The sequence below is a fragment of the Dysgonomonas sp. PH5-45 genome (assembly GCF_029893235.1).
Taxonomy (GTDB): Bacteria; Bacteroidota; Bacteroidia; order Bacteroidales; family Dysgonomonadaceae; genus UBA1309.
Window position 1 is genome coordinate 60002 of record NZ_JARXWE010000008.1, and the last position, 21237, is coordinate 81238.

Here is a 21237-nt window from a genome sequence, read left to right on the forward strand (position 1 = left end):
TATGTATTTAATCAATAATAGCTCTATTCAAGATAGGTGTACCCATAAAGCCCTGAACGGTAGTTCGATAAAAATTCTTTACCTTCTTCTACTGTAATAGAGCCTTGTTTCACACAGCTTGTAACCCATGTCTCTACCGTGCGCACAAGTTTCTTGGCGTTATACTGGGCATAATCGAGAACTTCGGCAACGGTTTCCCCATCAATCATCTGGTCTATCTTGTATCCATCTTCATTGACCGATACGTGAACCGCATTTGTGTCGCCAAACAAGTTGTGGAGATCTCCTAATATTTCCTGATAAGCACCAACAAGAAAAACACCAAGATAATATGGCTCATTTTTCTTGAGAGAATGAACCGGTAGATAACTGGTCTGATGGTTGGATGGTATAAAATTATCAATCTTACCATCCGAATCGCAGGTTATGTCCTGCAAGGTAGCTGTCCGGTCTGGTCTTTCACCCAACCGGTGCAGAGGAATAATCGGGAATATTTGGTCTATAGCCCAAGAGTCGGGTAGTGACTGGAACAGTGAGAAATTACAGAAATACTTATCCGGCAAAAGCTTACTCAATTGTTTCAATTCTTCGGGCGAATGTTTCATCCGTCCTGCCATCTGATAAACTTCGCGGGCAATAGAAAAGTATAAACGTTCTACCTGCGCCCGTGTTTTCAGATCGAGCAACCCCAGACTAAACAAATCGAGAGCCTCCTCACGTATTTGTTGCGAGTCGTGCCAAGCTTCGAGCATACTTCGCTGGGTGAGGTCGTCCCAGATTTGATATAGTTCTTTCACCAGTTCGTGGTCGTCGTCCGAAATATCCAGATTTTCGTTCCATTCGGGCAAAGTGGCTGTTTCGAGTACCTCAAAAACCAAAATAGAATGATGCGCCGTTAACGAACGCCCCGACTCGGTAATTATATTAGGGTGGGGCAGGTTGTTCTTATTGGCGGCATCCACCATGGTGGCAATAGAGTCGTTTACATACTCCTGAATACTATAATTGACGCTGCTTTCGCTCATCGACGAGCGTGTGCCGTCGTAGTCGATACCTAAACCTCCGCCAATGTCAACAAACTCAACATTAAAGCCCATGGCATGCAACTGCACATAAAATTGAGAGGCTTCGCGCAAAGCTGTTTTGATGCGGCGTATTTTCGTTACCTGACTGCCTATATGGAAGTGAATGAGGCGCAAAGAGCTTTGCATATTGTTTTTTTCGAGGAAAGCCAATGCCTCGAGCAACTCGCTCGAGTTAAGCCCGAATTTGCTGCCATCACCTCCCGATTCTTCCCATTTTCCGCTGCCACTGCTGGCTAATTTGATGCGGATACCTATATTGGGTACAATCTTCAGTTGTTTTGCTATTTTTGTAATGAGGGGTAGTTCATTCAGTTTTTCAACTACAATGAATATGCGTTTCCCCATTTTTTGAGCCAACAAAGCCAGTTCTATATAACTTTCGTCTTTGTATCCGTTGCAGATAATGAGTGAATTGGGATCTGTGTTGATGGCTATAACAGCATGAAGCTCGGGTTTTGAACCGGCTTCGAGCCCGATATTGAATTTCTTGCCATGGCTCACCAATTCTTCAACCACAGGCCGCATCTGGTTCACTTTTATGGGGTAAATAAGGTGATTCTGGGCTTGGTATCCATATTCTTTTGCAGCAATCTTGAAGCAGGTCGATATTTTTTCAATCCTGTTGTCCAGAATATCGGGAAAACGAATCAGCACCGGAACGGATACGTCCCTTAGCTGAAGTTCGTCTATCAGTTCCTTCATATCTACAGCAGCTCCGCCTTTTTTAGGGGTTACCGTAATGTTCCCTTTTTCGTTTATCGAAAAATAATTCACACCCCATCCCGAGATGTTATACAATTCTTCTGAATCTTCAATGCGCCATTTTCTCATTATTGCAAATACGCCTAAAAATTATATGATTTTTATACTTAATCCTTCTTTAATACCGTTTCTATTTCAGCAACATACATTGTATGGAAATCTTTTTCAGGATACCATTGGTCTATAAGCTTAGCATCCACAAAAAAGTCGCCATCCCATGGTTGCGAATATAGTTTTTTAGCAATAATAACAACCTCGGCTTCATCAAAGAAGGGAACATTGTTTTTGTGCACAACGGTTAGCCCTGCTTTTGCTATCTTATCCTCATCACGCCCCGAAACAGTGCCTAAATATCCCAATTCTTTTTTGAAGTTCTTATCGAATAAGGTGATAGAAAAAGAATCGGCATTGTCTATAAATTCCTTCGTGTAACGCTGTGGGCGTATTACAACCGATACCACCTCTTTGTTCCACATTATGCCAAACATACCCCAACTGGCTGTCATGGTGTTTACCTTCCCGTCTTTTTGGGCGGTAACGAGCATCCACTTATCTTTTATATCAAAAGGGCTGAATGGAAGCTCCGTTAATTTTATTTCTTTAAAATTATTCACTTTAATCCAATTTTAATACTGCTAAAAACGCTTTCTGGGGAACTTCAACGTTTCCTACTTGTTTCATACGTTTTTTACCTTCTTTTTGTTTTTCAAGAAGCTTACGTTTACGCGATATATCACCTCCGTAACATTTGGCTGTTACATCTTTACGCACAGCTTTAATAGTTTCGCGGGCTATGATTTTAGCACCGATAGCGGCTTGTATGGCAATGTCGAACTGTTGACGGGGTATAAGCTCTTTTAGTTTTTCGCACATACGGCGTCCAAAACCAACAGCGTTGTCTACATGCGTCAGGGTAGACAGAGCATCTACCGGTTCGCCATTAAGGAGGATATCCAGTTTAACCAACTTTGCCTCACGGTAATCGTGCATGTGATAGTCGAACGAGGCATACCCTTTCGATATACTTTTCAGTTTATCGTAAAAGTCGATAACGATTTCGCCCAGAGGTATATCGTAGGTTATTTCTACACGGTCGCCCGAAATATATTCCTGTTTCAATAGTATTCCACGCTTTCCTAAACAAAGCGTCATAATAGGGCCTATGTAAGTGGTATTTGTTATGACCGATGCCCTGATATATGGCTCCTCTATATAATCTATAAGGGTTGGTTCGGGCAATCCTGATGGGTTGTGAACTTCTTTTACACCTCCTTTTTTATCATGAACGAGATACGAAACGTTAGGTACGGTTGTTATCACATCCATGTTAAATTCCCTATCCAAACGCTCTTGTATGATTTCCATGTGCAGTAAGCCTAAAAATCCGCAACGGAAACCAAAACCAAGGGCAACAGACGATTCGGGCTGAAAAGTAAGCGAGGCATCGTTAAGTTGCAATTTTTCGAGCGAAGCCCTAAGGTCTTCAAAATCTTCACTTTCGATAGGGTAAACCCCGGCAAAGACCATCGGTTTCACTTCTTCAAAGCCTTCTATGGCTTTTTCGCAAGGATTCTTAACATGGGTAATCGTATCGCCAACTTTAACCTCTTTCGATGTTTTGATACCCGAAATAATATAACCTACATCACCACACGTCACTTCGTCTTGGGGCGACATGGTTAACTTCAAAACTCCAACCTCGTCGGCCTCATATTCCTTGCCGGTGGCAAAGAATTTAACCAAGTCTTTTTTATGAATAGAGCCATTCACTATCTTGAAGTAAGCAATGATTCCTCTGAAAGAGTTAAAAACAGAATCGAAAATAAGAGCCTGCAAGGGTGCCTCAGGGTTGCCTTTAGGAGCGGGAACCCGTTCTACGATAGCTTCGAGGATATCCATCACACCTTCGCCGGTTTTACCACTGGCACGGATTATTTCTTCGCGCTTACAGCCAAGTAATTCAACAATTTGGTCTTCAACCTCTTCGGGCATCGCGCTTGGCAGGTCTATTTTATTGAGAATGGGAATAATCTCCAAATCATTGTCGATTGCCATATAAAGGTTCGATATGGTTTGAGCTTGTATTCCCTGCGCGGCATCAACTATAAGCAAAGCTCCTTCGCAAGCGGCAATGGAGCGCGAAACCTCGTACGAGAAGTCAACGTGCCCCGGAGTATCAATAAGATTCAGCTTATACGTTTCGCCTTTATATTGGTATTGCATCTGTATAGCATGGCTTTTGATGGTAATGCCACGCTCGCGTTCCAAGTCCATATCGTCAAGCACCTGTGCTTGCAGGTCTTTTCCTTCAACAGTTTTGGTGTATTCTAACAAACGGTCGGCTAATGTACTCTTTCCGTGGTCAATATGCGCAATGATGCAAAAATTACGAATTTTATTCATCTATGTAAATCCAAACAATAAATTGATTAAGAATAAATCGGGATACTTCAAGCCCAATTTAAGGATTGCAAATATACATGATAAAAACGATTTTATAAGCACGTCTATAAAATTTTATCGGGGTTTTACATTAAAGTAAATAAACTAAAAAAGGCTGTTATACACCCTTAACCGTAATAAAATACCCTTGCTAATATCAAAAAGCAAGGGCATTTCTATTTTATTATGTAACGTGCGTTGTTTTTATCCCAGATAGCCTTTCAACAGTTTACTGCGTGAGTTTTGACGTAAACGTTTGATCGCTTTTTCTTTAATTTGGCGTACACGCTCACGGGTCAGTTGGAACTTATCGCCTATTTCTTCAAGAGTCATTTCCTGATATCCTATTCCAAAGAACATCTTAATGATGTCTCTTTCCCTGTCTGTCAGTGTAGAAAGGGCTCTTTCTATTTCCTGTTGCAACGATTCGTTTATAAGGGTACGGTCGGCAATAGGCGCATCGTCGTTAACCAATACATCGAGCAAGCTATTATCCTCACCTTCAATAAAAGGTGCATCCATCGATATATGACGTCCCGATACTTTTAGCGAATCGGCAATTTTATCGACCGGAATGTCTAATTCCTTGGCAAGCTCTTCGGGCGATGGTTTACGCTCGTTTTCTTGTTCAAATTTAGAAAACGCTTTGCTTATTTTGTTTAATGAACCTACTTGGTTGAGTGGTAAACGTACAATACGCGACTGTTCGGCCAAGGCCTGAAGTATAGACTGGCGAATCCACCATACAGCATAACTGATGAACTTAAAACCACGGGTTTCGTCGAACTTTTCGGCAGCTTTTATCAAACCCAGATTACCTTCGTTAATCAAGTCGGGTAGGCTAAGACCCTGATTCTGGTATTGCTTTGCCACAGAAACAACAAAACGCAAGTTCGCACGAGTCAGTTTCTCGAGGGCAGCACGGTCGCCACGCTTAATGGCTTGTGCCAATTCAACCTCTTCTTCTACGGTGATGAGATCCTCGCGTCCAATTTCCTGCAAATACTTGTCAAGAGACGCACTCTCGCGGTTTGTTATAGATTTCGTTATTTTTAACTGTCTCATCCTATATGTTTTTATTACCTCTTTTTTCTCGAAAATGAGTGCAAATATACAAAAAAATCCCGAAATAGAACCCTATTGATTGTTAATCTAAAATTGTCTTTCAATGAGAATTTCAAAGATTTTTTTGAGCCTTATTTTGCTCTACACTATAATAAACGTATAACTCACCGTTTTAGACGATGAGTTATACGTTATTGTTGGTTAATAAATTTTAAAGCGAAAAATGGGCTTCTGTTATTCTCCTAATTCTACGGCATAATAGCGTCTGGCTCCACTGGGGTAGAAGCCCGATATAAAGAGAACTTTATCTTCACTTCGTCCCACCGATTCGATGATGTTTTCTACATCTTCGGCAGTCGATACCGACTGGTTATTTATTTTCTGAATAATAAATCCTTTACTGATACCTTTGGCCTTAAACTTGCCATCGCTATCAACACCGGCCACCTCAACACCATTGCGGATACCCAGTTCTTTAAGCTTTTCGCCCGATAGGGTTTTGAAAGCGGCTCCGGCTATGGCCAGCCCGTCGGTTTTCTTAATAATCTTTGTATCGCCCGAACTTGTTTTGAGAGTTACATTAGCTGTTTTTTCGGCATTGTTTCTCAAATAAGTAATCTTAACTTTATTGCCGGGGCGGAACCGGCTTATTTGTTCTTGCAGCTCGCCGGTATTACGAACCTTAACATCGTTTACCGCTATAATAACATCGCCTTTGTCCATGCCTGCTTCCCTTGCCGGGCTACGGTCTGCAAAGTCGTTTACGTAGACACCTTCGTTCGTTTTTATCTTTTTCACATCATCGTTGGCTTTTTCGTCCGATTTCATTACAGATAAATCTATAATAGTTATACCCAGCACAGCTCTTTGCACAGCTCCGTATTCTTTCAGATCGGCAACTACTTTTCCGGCAATAGAGATAGGAACGGCAAAACCATATCCTGCAAAATCGCCTGTTTGCGAATAAATGGCTGTATTTATCCCTACCAACTGCCCGGCAGTATTAACTAAGGCACCGCCACTGTTACCCCTGTTTATAGCGGCATCGGTCTGTATATACGATTGTATGCTGTTTTGTGCTGTGCCATCAGCGTTTCTGCGATTGCCGGTTATCCCTCCACGGCTTTTTGCACTGACGATACCCGCCGTAACGGTCGATGTGAGGTTGAACGGGTTTCCAACTGCCAGCACCCATTCTCCTATCTTCAGTTTATCCGAATCGCCAAAAGGTATTGTAGGGAAATCATTCCCTTCTATCTTCAATAGGGCGATATCGGTTGTAGGGTCTGTACCGATAAGTTTAGCTGTATATTTACTGTTGTCGTTGAGCGTAACTTCAATATCGTTTGCTTTGTCTATAACATGGTTGTTTGTGATAATGTATCCGTCTTTAGAGATGATAACCCCCGAACCAAAACCTACGCTTGGTTGTGGTTCATATTGATATCTATCTCCACGTCCGCCAAATCCGAAAAAGTATTCGAATGGGTCTACCATACGTTGCTGACGCGAACTGGGGGCCGATTTCACTACCGATTTGATATGTACAACAGCGTGTACCGCGTTTTCGGCCGCTTTTGTGAAATCGGGGTATCCTTCGGCTGTTAGTGCAGCCAGATGAACATTGTCCTGTTCAAAATCTCCCTTATAGTCGTAATAGTCGGCTATTCCGTACGACGAACCGCTAAGAATACTATAAGTAGCAAAAGTAACTCCTACGCTAAATAATGCCACGAAGGCATAAGTCGAAATTTTTTTCCACACTCTTTTCATATTTAAATAAATTTTAGTTGTATTCTAAGTTTTGCCAAATATATATTCAAAAAACGAGCAAAAAAAGAGGGTGAAACCTATTTTTTAACACTTTTAACCACACATATACCTACTTAACAGGCTTTAACCCACTATACGTTGTCTGATGTAATGACAATTTAGCAATCGGGACACTGTACATGTTCGGCAGATAAGACAATTTGACAGTTTTTGTTTGTTTACATCTATTATAAGAAGAACCCATAGTGCAATTGAAAAATAAAAACTAATAATTTGAGAAATAAGGTATATTCATTTTGTCATCCTGAGTGCAACGAAGGATCTCGAATAAGAAATACAGGGATTCTTCACTTTGTTCAGAATGACAAATGTTATAAAGTACTTATAATTAGTCTTTTAACGCAAGCTTTCTAAAAGTACTACGAGTTAAGAAGAATAAACAATCAAAATTGAGGTATAGGTTCAGGGTGTGAATTTTTGGTAAACCGGAGCTGCTTAAATGTTAATATTTACAGTTTGCTTCTTTTTTTTAGCTAAAGCTGTTACTAATATTTATAAATGGTTTATTTTTGAGCAAAGTTTTTAGTCATGTCAGATTCCGTAGTTCTTATTCCAACATACAACGAAAAGGAAAACATAGAAAACATTATCCGTGTTGTATTTTCCTTGCCTAAGCAGTTTCATATTCTGGTTATCGACGATGGGTCGCCCGATGGTACTGCGGCTATTGTAAAAAAACTGCAAAAAGAATTCCCTGCCCAACTGCATATACTTGAACGGTCGGGCAAGCAAGGTTTAGGTACGGCCTATATAGCCGGCTTCAAATGGGCGTTGCAAAAAGGCTATGACTACATATTTGAGATGGATGCCGATTTTTCGCACAATCCCCAAGACTTGCTTCGCTTGTACGAAACCTGCCACAACGAAGGTGCGGATATGGCCATAGGCTCGCGTTACAGCATGGGTGTTAATGTGGTTAATTGGCCTATGGGGCGTGTACTGATGTCGTACTACGCATCGAAGTATGTAAAGCTTATAACAGGCATGAAGGTACACGACGCTACCGCGGGTTTTGTGTGTTATACCAAACGTGTATTGGATACTATTGATTTAGATAGTGTCCGCTTTAAAGGATATGCCTTTCAGATAGAAATGAAATATACCGCCTATTGCCTTGGGTTTAAACTACAAGAGGTGTCGATAATTTTTGTCAACAGAGTTTTGGGTACATCAAAAATGAACACGGGAATATTTAGCGAGGCATTTTTTGGTGTGATAGGATTGCGTTGGCGTAGGATAAGAAAACAATTTAAACCGAGAAGCAAATAAATTATTTTTTAAACCATTCTCTCATTTCTGTTATCTGACTATGTTGCCGCGCTCATATATCGTACGCCTTTCATTACTCATATTACTTTTTGTTTCGTTCACAGCTCCGGTTTGTGCCCAGTTTACGATGCGGAAACTTGTTGTTCCGCATGTTGAGCCCGATTCTGCCGACTGGCGCCATTACCGTCACCGGAAACACCATTGGCGGGCAGCAGGTCTGGTTGTAGGGCTAAATCTCGGTGTATGGGGTTTTGACCGTTATATACTGAACGAAGACTTTGCACGGATAAGTGGAAAAACAATTAGACGGAATTTTAAGCACGGCTTTGTTTGGGATAACGACCAGATGGGAACAAACCTGTTTCTTCATCCTTATCATGGAAACCTGTATTATAACGCGGCCCGTTCCAATGGTGTAAGCTTTTGGGGATCGGGCGGGTATGCCTTTATGGGGAGTTTTATGTGGGAGATGTTTATGGAAAACGAATATCCGTCTATAAACGATATTATTGTAACTCCCATTGGCGGAACAGTATTGGGCGAGGTGGCCTTCCGGTCGACCGACATGATACTGGACGACCGTGCATCAGGCCGTGAACGTTGGGGTAGGGAGATAGCTGCTTTTATTGTAGCTCCCACTAGAGGCTTGACTCGCCTTATAACGGGCGATGCGTGGAAAAAGAGAAGGACATCGGGACGTCAGTTTGGTATTCCTAAGCTGAGTGTAGAGCTTTCGGGCGGTGTTCGTTTATTGGAGCTACGGGACGATATTTTTGACGAAGGAGCCGGTTTTTCGACTTTGTTTTCAGTAGAATATGGCGACCGTTACGAAGCCGATGGCCAAAAACCATTCGATTATTTTGTTTTCAGAGGAAATCTCAATGTTCAGTCTTCGCAGCCGTTGCTGGGGCAAATAAATGTTATGGCACGTTTGTGGGGAAAGGATTTGGTCGATGACAAGAACGATTATTTCGGGATGGGCATTTACCAGCATTTCGATTACTACGATTCAGATACAATTTCGGACGAGTCAGGTAAAATTCCTTATAAGTTTGCAACCCCCGCATCGTTCGGTTTTGGGTTGATGCACAAAAGCAAACGGTTTTCGGATTGGGATTTTAATTCGTATGCACACTTTAATGGTATTATAATAGGTGCATCGCTCAGCGACCACTATCAGGTGGATAACAGAAACTATAATCTGTGTAGCGGTTTTGGCTGGAAAACGGGTGTTAGCATATCATACAAGGATAAGATAGGGGTATCGTGGTGGCACGAGAACTTCAGAATGTTTACATGGAAAGGATACCCTGAAGGATATGATTTATCGAGAATAGAAGATCCTAAAGAAGTTAATTTTCAGGGAGATAAATCGGTAGCTACTCTCAATGCTTCTAATCTGAGAGTAGATATGAGGCTCAAAGACCGGCTCTATCTCACGGGAATGTACACTTTGTACAGGCGTTCAACACGTTATGCTTATATGCCGGATGTAAAGTCGTGGTCGTCCGATGGAAAAATTCTGCTTACATACAAATTCTGATATTGCATATACAATACTGAATGGCGAAAGAGGTAAAAACAGGGAAGACAAACGCAGCACGGTTGCTCGATAAGGCTAAAGTCGGGTACGAGCTTATACCTTATTTGGTTGACGAATCGGATTTGAGTGCCGTTCATGTGGCTGCACAGCTGAACGAACCCATCAGGCAGGTATTTAAAACACTGGTTTTGAAAGGTGATAAGACAGGCTTTTTTGTATGTATTATTCCCGGAGCCGAAGAATTAGATTTGAAATTGGCAGCCAAAGCATCGGGCAACAAAAGTTGCGATATGATTCCCATGAAAGACCTTTTGGCGGTAACGGGTTATATAAGAGGAGCATGTTCGCCTATTGGAATGAAAAAACATTTCCCAACTTATATTCACGAATCCTGCTCCGATTACTCCTTCGTATACGTCAGTGCGGGACAGAGAGGATTACAGATAAAAATAAATACCACAGATTTATTATCCGTAGCAAAAGCCGAGGAAACGTATCTGATAAAAAGCTAAGTTCCGTTAGTCTACAATAGGTTCTTTATCCGGATTATTTCTGAAATCGAACATCAAATCTATTTGCTCTTTCAGAATTCTATCGGTAGACAGAGACGGGAGATTGTCTTGACCGAAAAAATCTTTGTCTAAAATATCGAAAGCTGTATTAAATTCGCCTCCAACTGTTCTACACAAAATAAATACTTTATAAGCATAATGCGCTGCGGGAGGGTGATTGTGTCGCTGCTTATCAAGTACAGCCAATAGTTTTACGGGAACTACATCCAGCCCGGTTTCTTCTTTCACTTCTTTTACTGCAACTTCGGAAGACGAAAAACCTATGTCAGACCATCCACCTGGCAACGACCAAAGCCCGTCTGCACGTTCCCTGACGAGCAAAATCCGTCCTTTATCGTCAAAAACAACAGCTCTGATGTCTACTTTAGGTGTTACATAGTCGTCTTCCACCCTAAAGCAAGCTGCTATTGTCGAAACATCGTTTCCGGAAACGATTGCTGTAATCCGGTTGCTTAGTTCAAGAAGCTCTTGGTAACGCTCGGTATCGTACTCGTTGGTTGAATACACCAACCCGTTTTGCGATAAAGCCCTTATGCGTTGTGCAGCCAGATGTAACTCTTTTTCGACATTCATTGCGGGTTTGTTCTTTCTATCTTCAAAAAATCGTCGATTGTAAATCCATCGAAATCGGGTATTGTGAATAGGCATTTATCTTTTATAACTTCCGCAGGGTGAGTTGTGGCAAGGCCAACAACGGTCATTCCTGCAACGGTGGCAGCCTCTATACCTGCAAAAGCGTCTTCAAAAACAATACAGTTTTCGGGGGCAAAACCTAAGTCTTGAGCGGCAAGCAGATAGCATTCGGGATTAGGTTTCCCGTTCTTTACCCGTGTTGCCGAAACAACGGTGTCGAACAATGTATCGAAATGTTTTTCGCGATTCACCCCTATGAGCTTCATGTCGGTCGAACTGGTTACCAAACCCACTTTTATTCCTTTTTCTTTCAGCGATTTTACAAAACGGACAGCCCCCTGTATCTCGGGAAATATCATGGTTTCTTCAAATCGGTATAAGTCTGCTATCAATTGGTTTACCTCTTCTTGGGTGAGGTCTGAAAAGTATTTATCCAAAATACCATGCAGGGTAGTGCTCTTGATTACTTTCTCGAAATTTTCTATGCCTACATTATATCTGTCTCCGGTACGTTTCCAAAATTTGTCGTACTGAGGTTCGGTGTCTATTATCACCCCGTCCATGTCGAACAGGGCGCAAATCTGATTTTCCATTTGGGGTATAAAGAATAAAAGGTGCATTTTTTTACACTCTCAGAAAGGCGTGAAAGTGTTATCTACAAAGGATTTGAAGTGGTTTTTGAGCAAAAATATATTTTAAAATGAATTGTACATAAATCTATATTCTACTACGATTTTGAGTGGATTGGAAGCCCCAAAAGGGGTAAAAACAGCCCTCAAAATGTGGATTGAGTTTGAAAAAGGGGTGAAAATCGCAATCCTGTATGAATAAAGGGTTTAAATATTGTTTCAATAGGATTTAAAGACCGTTTAAAACGTATTTTTGTTGATAGATATTGTTTATAAGGCGGTTGTTAAAAAATAGTGTTAAAATTGAACAGATGTACACTTAGACGAACAAAGTCGGTACAAATTTAACATTATGCAAACTATCAAAATGTCAAAAATGTTATCTTTGTTTTTTCAAACCTGAATATCATGGAAAAAGCAGAAGAAATAAAGATACTGGTATTTGAATATTTGGATGTACTGGCAGATCGGAAGTTTGCAGACCTAAAAGATGTGTATGTGAAGTTGATACCACTGGCAGAAACGGAAAACTACAAAAATATAGTGCGTGATGCTGTATTTGAATATCGAAAAACGTACTCTTATAAACAGTTTGCATGGTGGGGTGCATCTATTCTGCAAGTGCCTGATGTGGATAGTTTGGCAGAATTTTTAGATAATTCCGTGATAGTGAACACAAAGAAAAAGAAGTGATTTTTTTTTGCTAAAATATTTGGTAGTGTCAATTTTATTTCTGTATTTTGCCTTTGCCAAATTAAATATAATCATGTAGTGAAATAGTGATATTTGCCTGCATTGTAAAGTATAGGCTTTTTTTATGCCTATAAATGACATAATATAGAACGGTTGTTCTTTTTCCGTTACATTTATTTTCGAGTTTCACTCGTTATGATTGTATTTAGTTTGGCGACACGGGAAGAGGCAGCCGTTTTTCTTGCTTCAAATGCCAAACTAAATACAATTATGAAAACAAAAAATGTAACCGATAACAATTTAGTTATCAATGCAAATGAAATTATCACTGAACAAACAGTAAATCTGTTGAAAAAGACACTTGGAACACCTGAAGGTTATTTATTGCACATGAAAGTGCTGAAATTGGCACGTAGTATGGTTTTTGCTCAAATAGAAAAAAATGGTTGGGATGATAACCCCGATAATGAATTAGCACCATTATTTAAGACATTAAATCTGCTATATGGTGCATTCCATGACATAAGAATAGAACGCAGATGTGAAGATATAATGATGAGAAAACAAAATGAAGTAATAACAATTAAAATATAGCATTTTCAAGGCTTTAAGCCACTATTTAAGTTTGCAGGTGCATTGGTTTATACTGATGCACCTTTTTTTTATGTTGTTTTGGCAGTGATTTTTTGTTTATAATCACTTTTTTGATTGCTTTGATTTTGCAAATATCAAAATCGTAAAATCATGAAATCTAATGAGATAAAAAACAAGGCTTATGAACTTGTAATGGTTCAGGAAATGCAACAAAAAGAAGTAGCCGTGATTTTGGGTGTGGCTGAAAACACCATCGGGAGATGGGCAAAAGTATGGAGAAAAGCACCAATGATAAAGAAACCAACGGTTGAAAGCATTTCAGATATTATGTCTGATATATGTAAAATAGAAGACAATATTTTGCGTAATTCAATCACAAACAAGCTGTTAAAGATGATTTCAAATACATCAAATGAAATATAACCGTTTGTTTGTATGTCTTTAAATCTACTTGCCTAAAAAATAGATAAAACACATAAATACAAGTATTTACGTTTTTAGTTTCAAAAATCACTGCCATTTTGACAGTGCTAATTTGGCAACGTTTTTTTTCTGCGTTCCTTTGCTTATGTAAAACAGTATAAATCAATCTGAAACATGAGTGAAGAAACAAAACGCTTTGTTTTATCGGATGGTAACACGTTAAACTCCAAAGGGTATAAAATAGATGTAAACGGCATTGACTTAGAACGGTTTAACCGTAATCCAGTAATGTTGTTAGAACACAACCCTGAAAAGGTAATAGGACGGTGGCACGACATCCAAAAAACAGAAAGCAAATTGACCGCCCTGCCTGAATTTGACACGGAAGATACAGAAGCGTTGAGCATTAGCGGAAAAGTTGAACGTGGCTTCCTGAATGGTGCATCCGTTGGTATTATCGTGAAAGATGCACAAGAAATTGAAGGTGTGTTTGTTGTAACAAAATCTGAATTATTTGAAGCCAGTATTGTATCAGTTCCTGCGGATGCAAATGCAGTACAACTGTATAGTGATAAACTGGAACGTTTGAGCATCGCACAACTTCGTGCAAATCTGAAACAACAAAACCCACCGCAAAAAGGTGATTTTCAACGCTATTTCTTAGACATCCGTGATACACTTGGACTTGAACCGCAATCAGGTATTGAAGATGTTTTGACCGCAATTTGCAAACTGATGCAACCGCAAATGGAAAGCCAAATAGATGAATGTGAACGGCTTGGAATAATCACAGGCACTGAAAAGCGTTACTATTCACAATTAGCACAAAACGGACAAACTGACATTCTTTTTCTTTTGGCTGACAAAAAGTCCGATTTCGAAAAACAACAAACTTTGAAACTTACTGAACTATACGAAAATAATAGTGATAAAATAATCACATATTTAGGTTTAGAGGGTTGGCAAACTGTTGAAAAACTTGGTTTTAAAATAGCTGAAAATGTGGTAACTGCTTTGCCTGAACGTATGTTCCTTTCGAAAATGGTAGTTGATAGAAACAAAGAAGTTCATGACTTGGATTGGTACAGGAAGCACAACCCAAAGGCATTGCGTGACAATCCTGAATTGTATCAAAGCCTTTTGAAAATGGATAAATGCAAAATAGAAAACAAACTAAATAATTAAAAATCATGGCATTAAAATTAGAAAAAGAAATTTGGGTAAGCCAAATAAAAGAAAATTTCTATCCTGACAGTTCATTTTTGATGTATGGACAGGATTTCAGCGCATTAGTGGAAAATGATGCAATCAATATGGCAGAAGCTGGTGTTGATCCGAATGTGTTGATAAACAACGACACTTATCCTATTACGGTTATTCAGCGTGCTGATACTCCAATCCGTATTGCATTGGATAAGTTTGAAACAGAAAACACATTGGTACGCCGTCCGGATGTGATCCAATATTCATACGATCAGTTAGAAAGTGTGATCATGGGACACCGCAACCAATTGAGAGCCAAAACAGCCGAAAAAGCGGCACACGCTTATGCACCTGCACAGGATAGTGCCTATACACCAGTAATAAGCACCACAGGTGCAAACAGTGGTACACGCAAAACAATCACGTTTGATGACATCCTGAACCTGAAAGAACGTTTTGACAACATGGAAATCCCATTGGAACAACGTTTTTTGGTGTTGCACCCTTCACACGTTACCGACTTGATAAGGCTTGACACAAAAGGCTTTAAGGACATCACAGATGTAGTGAACGGACAGCCAAAACGTTTTGCGGGCTTTGGAATACTTCAATTTAGCCGTATGCCTGTTTATGACCTCAACACAATGGAAAAACTTGGATGGGGCATTGCTGGCGGTGCTGACAGTGGTTTTTGCTCGTTTGCATTTCAGGCAAATGAAGTGATGAAAGCGGATGGTGAAGTGTATATGTACGAACGTGTTGATGATCCTGAACACCGTGCAACTGTTGTAGGCTTTGATAAGCGATTTATTGCCGTTCCTATCCGCAATAAGGGTATAGGTGCAATAGTCAGTGCCAAAGCATAACGAATAAGCTATTTTAAAGCCACGTATTGCAATTTCTTTCCTGTTTGCGTGGCTTCCTTTGTTTTCACAAATAAACCTATTAAAATGAACGCAAATACAATAAATAAAGTCAGAATTGTTGCAGACATAGTCAAACAACATTATGAGCCTTGCAGACAGGACAGAAGTTTGAAATGGTGCTATACACATGTAGTCAACAAACTATATCCGATGGGTATAAGGACGTTTTGGCGTTATATGGATATAGCTGTCAATAAATTAGGATATGAGTTCAGAGAAAAAGAAGATAGGTTTTATTTGGATGACATTTTCAGTAGAATGAAGCCTGAAACAATTGAAAAAGTGCAAGATTTGGCAAATGATGTGTTGAAAATGCAACCGAAAGGAAAGAAACAGATTGAAGTGTACAATGAATTGTGTGAAAGAACTGGTTTACAGTTATGTAGAAGCAATTTTTCAATGTATATAAATATCGCGGAAACGTATTTAGGTTATAACTTTAATTTTAAGTAAATGAATAAGATAGTATTTAAAGATGAAGATGTAAAATTATTCAAAGATGAAGAGAATAATGACAGGAAACGGCTTGTTTTTAGCCGTGAAATAAATGCAATGACTAAAAACAAAGGTAATGGACAAAGTAAATTGGCTCGCAAAAGATAGTTTTCCTGCATCAACTTACACATTCGATCTAATGCAAAAAACAACTGCTTTGGTAGCTGTTTTGGCTTTGATTGGTGGACGAAATTATATTCTTTCAGGATGCAAAGAAGATCAGACAGGCAACGTTTCGGATGGTGTTATTGTGATTGATGGTGAAGTAATGCCGTTTGTCGGTGGTTTAAAAAAAGATAAAATAACGATCAAAGAAACAACAGAAGATGATCATGCTTTAGGCATTGATTATCCCGAAGCATACACACACCGCATTGCACAATTTGCAACGAATGGTGAATACAATTGGAATGATTTTGCCGTGATAACATCAAATTTAGAACTCAAAAAGGTTTTAGATAGTTATAACGGTGATCCTGTTGGAGTTATCAAAGAATGGGGTGGATTGGAAACAAAGATACCTTCTGATTATATGCTTTGCGATGGCAGAAGTTTATCTACAACTGAATACCCTGAATTATTTGAAGCTATTGGTTTCTTATATGGTGGCTTAGGTGCTGAATTTAAGCTACCTGACTTTAGAGGACGTTTTGCCGTTGGCTATGATAGTTCAAAGGATGACTATAAGACATTAGGGGCAAAAGGTGGTGAAGAAAAACACACATTGACTATTGCTGAAACGCCTGAACATAAACACATATATCCGTGGGGTGAAAATCCATCTACTGCATGGAATCCACCGTGGGGATATGCAAATGACTATATTCAAAATATGCGTGGTAGCAATAGCAATGATACAGATAATGCGTGGGCGTATTCTTCACCAGTAGGTGAAAACAAACCGCATGAAAATAGACCGCCTTATTTGGTTGTATCAAAGATTATCAAAGTAAAATAGTATATTTAACCAGTGTTTAAATCATTTTTAAATACTGGTTAATTCTTGCAATATGAATGATTTGAGAAACAAAACGGCTTTTGATTTTACGGATGATCCTGAAATATTAAAAGCAATTGATTTGGATATTGATGATAAGGAAAATTTTATTAACTTTGCCTTACCAGTTGCAAAAGCCTTTTCTATACTTGATTATGCTGAATATATTGGAGATAAGCAATTGATTTCAGCCGTTGCAAAAGAATTTGAAAAGGAGTTTTCAGAATTTTTTAATGAATAGCGATATTCTAACAAAATGATATATTTTATATCAAATAGATAAGCAAATCTACAAAAATGCTTACTTTAACGTTTTTAAACCATCGTGTTAAACGTGTACAATTCATTTTAAATTTCCGCACATTTCAATTTTTAGATTATACATTTCTGCTTAAAAAAAAGGGTTTAAAATATTTATGTGTAGCAAAGTTAATGAAAATAGAAAGAATATGCTTCTTCAATTTCATGGCTTTACTCTGTTTTTTCGGGCTTTATTCTGTATATTTGTAGTTATTCAACTTTTTTAATCAATGAATACATTTGGTAATATATTCAGGCTGACGTCTTTCGGTGAGTCGCACGGGGTGGCCGTAGGTGGTATTATTGACGGTTGCCCATCGGGAGTTGAACTGGATGTTGACTTCATTCGTCGAGAATTGGACCGCCGCCGCCCGGGGCAATCGGCTCTTACCACATCGCGCAGAGAAACCGATGAGGTTGTTTTCCTGTCGGGCGTATACGAAGGAAAAACAACAGGAACGCCCATAGGCTTTGCCATCCATAACAACAATCAGTGCCCGTCCGACTATGATAATATGAAAGATATTTACCGCCCATCGCATGCCGATTATACTTATCAGCAGAAATATGGGATACGCGACCATCGTGGGGGAGGCCGTTCGTCTGCGCGGGAAACCATATCACGCTGTGTGGCCGGAGCTATTGCTAAATTAGCTTTGCGCCAATCGAATATAAATATTACGGCTTTTACATCGCAGGTTGGAGATATAAAACTTGAAGGCTCGTACAAAGACTACGATTTTGGTCTTATCGAAGCCACCCCCGTCCGATGCCCCGATCCTGTAAAAGCAGCCCAAATGATAGAGTTGATAAGTGATGTAAAAAAACAAGGCGATACCATCGGAGGGGTAATAACTTGCGTCATAACCGGTGTACCTGTTGGTTTGGGCGAACCTGTTTTTGGAAAGTTGCATGCGGCTCTTGGTGCGGCCATGTTGAGCATAAATGCTGTTAAAGGCTTTGAGTATGGCGATGGTTTTGATGTAAACCATCGTGGTTCGGAAGTGAATGACGTTTTCCATAACGAAAACGGAAAAATTGTAACAACAACCAATCATTCGGGTGGAATTCAAGGCGGAATATCGAACGGACAGGATATTTATTTCAGAACGGCCTTTAAGCCTGTGGCTACTGTTTTGATGGAACAGGATACCGTGAACAAAAAAGGCGAAGATACTCACCTCAGGGCAAGCGGCCGTCACGACCCTTGCGTACTGCCACGAGCCGTACCCATAGTAGAGGCAATGGCAGCCATGACTATTTTAGACTATTACTTATTAAACCAAAAATAAATAGCTATGAAAAAGATATTTTATTTAATAGTGTTGCTCTCTTTTTCTTTGCAGGTGAGTGCGCAAGAAGATTTGAAGTATCAGAAGCCACCTAAGGAAATTCTTGAATTGGTCGATTTTGAGCGTGCCCCGTCCTTAAATATGGATAGCAAAAAACAGTTGATGATTTTTATGTACAGAAATACATATAAATCGTTGAGCGAACTGTCGGAAGAAGAGATGAAGTTGGCAGGTTTACGGGTAAACCCTAAAACCAATATATCGAGTACGACACCGTATGTGAATAATTTAAAATACAAAACAGTGGACGAACCGGAAGCTAAACAGGTGACAGGACTACCCGCCAACCCGAAGTTGGCAAATTTCGGATGGTCGCCCGACGAAAACCGGATGGCGTTCACCAACACAACCGAAACAGGGGTTGAACTGTGGTGTGTAGACTTTACAACAGGCAAAGCCACACGCCTTACGGATGCTACCTTGAATGCGAATATGGGTTCTCCATATATCTGGTATAGAGATGGCAGTGGTTTTTTAACCCGTTTTTTACCTAAAGACAAGCCTGCGCTTATTAATACTGAAGAAGCTATACCCGCAGGGCCAACAGTATCGGTAAGCGAAAAAGGAGCAAAGGCTCAGAATAGAACATACCAGGATTTGCTGAAGAACGCCATTGACGAAACCAACTTCGAAACGCTGGTTACATCCGAACTCTATAAGGTTGACATGACCGGAAATAAAACGCTTTGGAAAGGAAAAGATATTTATACCGAAACAAGCTTTTCGCCCGACGGAAAATATGTACTTGTTGAAACCATCCACCGCCCATATTCTTATATTGTTCCTTTCGACAGATTCCCAACGGCAACTACTGTTTATACAACCGACGGAACACTTGTAACCCAAATAAACGACCAGCCTTTACTGGAAGTCATGCCAAAAGGATTTATGGCTACCTATCAAGGGAAACGTAATATAGCATGGCGTAACGATAAACCTGCTTCCCTGTATTGGGTTGAATCCCTTGATGGCGGTGATCCTGAAAAACAAGTGGAGTACAGGGACGAAGTGTTTACCTTAGATGCTCCCTTCTCGGGGAAAGTCAAAAGCTTGGTTAAAACCATAAACCGTTACAGGGGTATAACATGGGGCAATGAAAATACTGCAATTTTGTATGATTTGTGGTGGAATACCCGCAATATGAAGACCTATGTGTTCAATCCTTCTAAAGCGGAACAAAAACCAACAGTGCTTTTCGACCGTAACTATCAGGATATATATAGCGACCCCGGAAGTTTTGATACAAAAAGAAATGAACTCGGACGTTATACCTTGAATATGGATGGCGATAAAGCATATTTGATAGGTGAGGGATATAGCCAGAAAGGACAATTCCCTTTTGTTGACGAAATAAATCTGAAAACAAAGAAGACAAATCGCTTATACCAATCGCCTTATACAGATAAGGTGCTTGAAATAATGTCTATCATTAACGCCAAGCAAGGCGAATACCTTGTACGTTTGCAATCGGCTACCGAGTATCCTAATTATTATATCTTGAATACTCTGAAAAGGATTGCACCCCAGCCTTTAACCCATTTTGAAAACCCGTTCAAGAGCCTCGAAGGTGTATCGAAGGAAGTGATAAAGTATAAACGTGCCGATGGCGTTGAACTTTCGGGTACACTATATTTACCTGCCGGATACGATAAGGCCAAAGGAGAAAAACTGCCGATGGTTATGTGGGCTTATCCAACCGAGTATAAAGACAGGAGCAGTGCCGGACAAAGTACAGCTAACCCTAATGAGTTTACGTATCCTTATTATGGTTCGATGCTTTATTGGGTTACACGGGGCTATGCTGTTTTGGACGATGCCGCATTTCCGATTATTGGAGAAGGCGATAAAGAACCTAACGACACTTTTATAGAACAACTTGTAGCCAATGCAAAAGCAGCAATAGATGCTCTTGACGGAATGGGATACATAGACCGTAATCGTGTTGCCGTGGGTGGACACTCTTATGGCGCATTTATGACAGCAAACCTACTTTCGCACTCTGATCTGTTTGCGGCAGGGATAGCACGCAGCGGAGCTTACAACCGTACGCTAACTCCTTTTGGTTTCCAAGCGGAAGAGCGTAGCTATTGGGATGTTCCCGAAGTGTATAATACCATGTCGCCTTTCATGAGCGCCGATAAAATGAAAACTCCCCTATTGTTGATTCACGGGGCAAACGACAATAATATGGGTACACATACCATGCAAAGCGAACGCTATTTTAATGCTTTGAAAGGCTTGGGTGCCCCAACGCGGTTGGTGCTTCTCCCTAAAGAAAGCCACTCGTATATGGCCAAGGAGTCCATTCTGCATTTGTTGTGGGAGCAAGACCAATGGTTGGAAAAATATGTGAAGAACAAAAAGTAAACAGAAACTTACTGTAACAGCAAATCTTTCCCCCAAATAGCTGATATCTGTTTG

Annotated in this window: 21 protein-coding genes; 14 read left to right on the plus strand and 7 right to left on the minus strand. The window is 40.1% G+C overall.

The window, feature by feature from the left end; all coding sequences use genetic code 11:
- Positions 1–23 precede the first annotated feature (23 nt).
- The 5 genes from speA to M2132_RS04665 all read right to left on the minus strand — a co-directional run bounded on the left by speA (position 24) and on the right by M2132_RS04665 (position 7127).
- Complete coding sequence (gene speA, locus M2132_RS04645; protein WP_280671819.1) at positions 24–1916, minus strand: biosynthetic arginine decarboxylase; 1893 nt, start codon at positions 1914–1916, stop codon at positions 24–26.
- 38 nt (positions 1917–1954) lie between these two features.
- A complete protein-coding gene (locus tag M2132_RS04650) occupies positions 1955–2461 on the minus strand; it encodes a flavin reductase family protein (RefSeq protein ID WP_280671821.1) in 507 nt (168 codons plus the stop codon).
- 1 nt (position 2462) lies between these two features.
- Positions 2463–4250: a translation elongation factor 4 gene (gene lepA, locus M2132_RS04655; RefSeq protein WP_280671823.1), complete on the minus strand. Its 1788-nt coding sequence runs from the start codon at positions 4248–4250 to the stop codon at positions 2463–2465.
- A gap of 243 nt (positions 4251–4493) precedes the next feature.
- A complete protein-coding gene (locus M2132_RS04660) occupies positions 4494–5354 on the minus strand; it encodes an RNA polymerase sigma factor RpoD/SigA (protein ID WP_280671825.1) in 861 nt (286 codons plus the stop codon).
- A gap of 234 nt (positions 5355–5588) precedes the next feature.
- Positions 5589–7127 carry a Do family serine endopeptidase gene (locus tag M2132_RS04665; protein WP_280671828.1) on the minus strand — a complete coding sequence of 513 codons (1539 nt, stop codon included), beginning with the start codon at positions 7125–7127 and terminating at the stop codon, positions 5589–5591.
- Positions 7128–7715: 588 nt separating this feature from the next.
- On the opposite strand from M2132_RS04665, the gene M2132_RS04670 reads away from it, so the two are divergent.
- Genes M2132_RS04670 through ybaK form a run of 3 tightly spaced genes read left to right on the plus strand, consistent with a single transcriptional unit; the run spans position 7716 to position 10511 of the window.
- Positions 7716–8456 carry a polyprenol monophosphomannose synthase gene (locus M2132_RS04670; RefSeq protein WP_280671829.1) on the plus strand — a complete coding sequence of 247 codons (741 nt, stop codon included), beginning with the start codon at positions 7716–7718 and terminating at the stop codon, positions 8454–8456.
- 40 nt (positions 8457–8496) lie between these two features.
- Complete coding sequence (locus tag M2132_RS04675) at positions 8497–9999, plus strand: DUF3943 domain-containing protein (protein WP_280671831.1); 1503 nt, start codon at positions 8497–8499, stop codon at positions 9997–9999.
- A gap of 20 nt (positions 10000–10019) precedes the next feature.
- Entirely contained in the window at positions 10020–10511 is a 492-nt protein-coding gene (gene ybaK, locus M2132_RS04680) for a Cys-tRNA(Pro) deacylase (protein WP_280671833.1), read from the plus strand.
- 6 nt (positions 10512–10517) lie between these two features.
- On the opposite strand, the gene M2132_RS04685 is transcribed toward ybaK, so the two are convergent.
- Together M2132_RS04685 and M2132_RS04690 are read right to left on the minus strand one after the other, a co-directional pair.
- Entirely contained in the window at positions 10518–11144 is a 627-nt protein-coding gene (locus M2132_RS04685; RefSeq protein ID WP_280671835.1) for an NUDIX hydrolase N-terminal domain-containing protein, read from the minus strand.
- Positions 11141–11797 (minus strand): HAD family phosphatase, encoded by a 657-nt coding sequence (locus M2132_RS04690; RefSeq protein WP_280671837.1) that lies wholly within the window; start codon positions 11795–11797, stop codon positions 11141–11143. The genes M2132_RS04685 and M2132_RS04690 overlap by 4 nt, the downstream gene beginning before the upstream one ends.
- Positions 11798–12241: 444 nt before the next feature.
- Here M2132_RS04690 and M2132_RS04695 point away from each other — a divergent pair, with 444 nt between their 5' ends.
- From M2132_RS04695 to M2132_RS04745, 11 genes are all read left to right on the plus strand, one after another.
- The gene (locus tag M2132_RS04695) at positions 12242–12526 is read left to right on the plus strand and encodes a hypothetical protein (protein WP_280671839.1); all 285 of its coding nucleotides are present in this window, start codon (positions 12242–12244) and stop codon (positions 12524–12526) included.
- Between the two features lie 195 nt (positions 12527–12721).
- The gene (locus M2132_RS04700) at positions 12722–13120 is read left to right on the plus strand and encodes a hypothetical protein (protein WP_280671841.1); all 399 of its coding nucleotides are present in this window, start codon (positions 12722–12724) and stop codon (positions 13118–13120) included.
- Between the two features lie 150 nt (positions 13121–13270).
- Positions 13271–13543 (plus strand): hypothetical protein, encoded by a 273-nt coding sequence (locus tag M2132_RS04705; protein ID WP_280671843.1) that lies wholly within the window; start codon positions 13271–13273, stop codon positions 13541–13543.
- A gap of 174 nt (positions 13544–13717) precedes the next feature.
- Entirely contained in the window at positions 13718–14728 is a 1011-nt protein-coding gene (locus M2132_RS04710; RefSeq protein WP_280671845.1) for an HK97 family phage prohead protease, read from the plus strand.
- 5 nt (positions 14729–14733) lie between these two features.
- Positions 14734–15612: a hypothetical protein gene (locus tag M2132_RS04715; protein ID WP_280671847.1), complete on the plus strand. Its 879-nt coding sequence runs from the start codon at positions 14734–14736 to the stop codon at positions 15610–15612.
- 237 nt (positions 15613–15849) lie between these two features.
- Positions 15850–16125 carry a hypothetical protein gene (locus M2132_RS04720; RefSeq protein WP_280671849.1) on the plus strand — a complete coding sequence of 92 codons (276 nt, stop codon included), beginning with the start codon at positions 15850–15852 and terminating at the stop codon, positions 16123–16125.
- Positions 16126–16275 carry a hypothetical protein gene (locus tag M2132_RS04725; protein ID WP_280671851.1) on the plus strand — a complete coding sequence of 50 codons (150 nt, stop codon included), beginning with the start codon at positions 16126–16128 and terminating at the stop codon, positions 16273–16275.
- Complete coding sequence (locus M2132_RS04730; RefSeq protein ID WP_280671853.1) at positions 16244–17125, plus strand: tail fiber protein; 882 nt, start codon at positions 16244–16246, stop codon at positions 17123–17125. Before M2132_RS04725 ends, M2132_RS04730 begins: the two co-directional genes overlap by 32 nt.
- A 52-nt stretch (positions 17126–17177) precedes the next feature.
- The gene (locus M2132_RS04735; RefSeq protein WP_280671855.1) at positions 17178–17405 is read left to right on the plus strand and encodes a hypothetical protein; all 228 of its coding nucleotides are present in this window, start codon (positions 17178–17180) and stop codon (positions 17403–17405) included.
- Between the two features lie 289 nt (positions 17406–17694).
- Entirely contained in the window at positions 17695–18756 is a 1062-nt protein-coding gene (gene aroC / locus M2132_RS04740; RefSeq protein WP_280671858.1) for a chorismate synthase, read from the plus strand.
- Between the two features lie 6 nt (positions 18757–18762).
- Positions 18763–21183 (plus strand): prolyl oligopeptidase family serine peptidase, encoded by a 2421-nt coding sequence (locus tag M2132_RS04745; RefSeq protein ID WP_280671860.1) that lies wholly within the window; start codon positions 18763–18765, stop codon positions 21181–21183.
- The last annotated feature ends 54 nt before the right edge of the window (positions 21184–21237 follow it).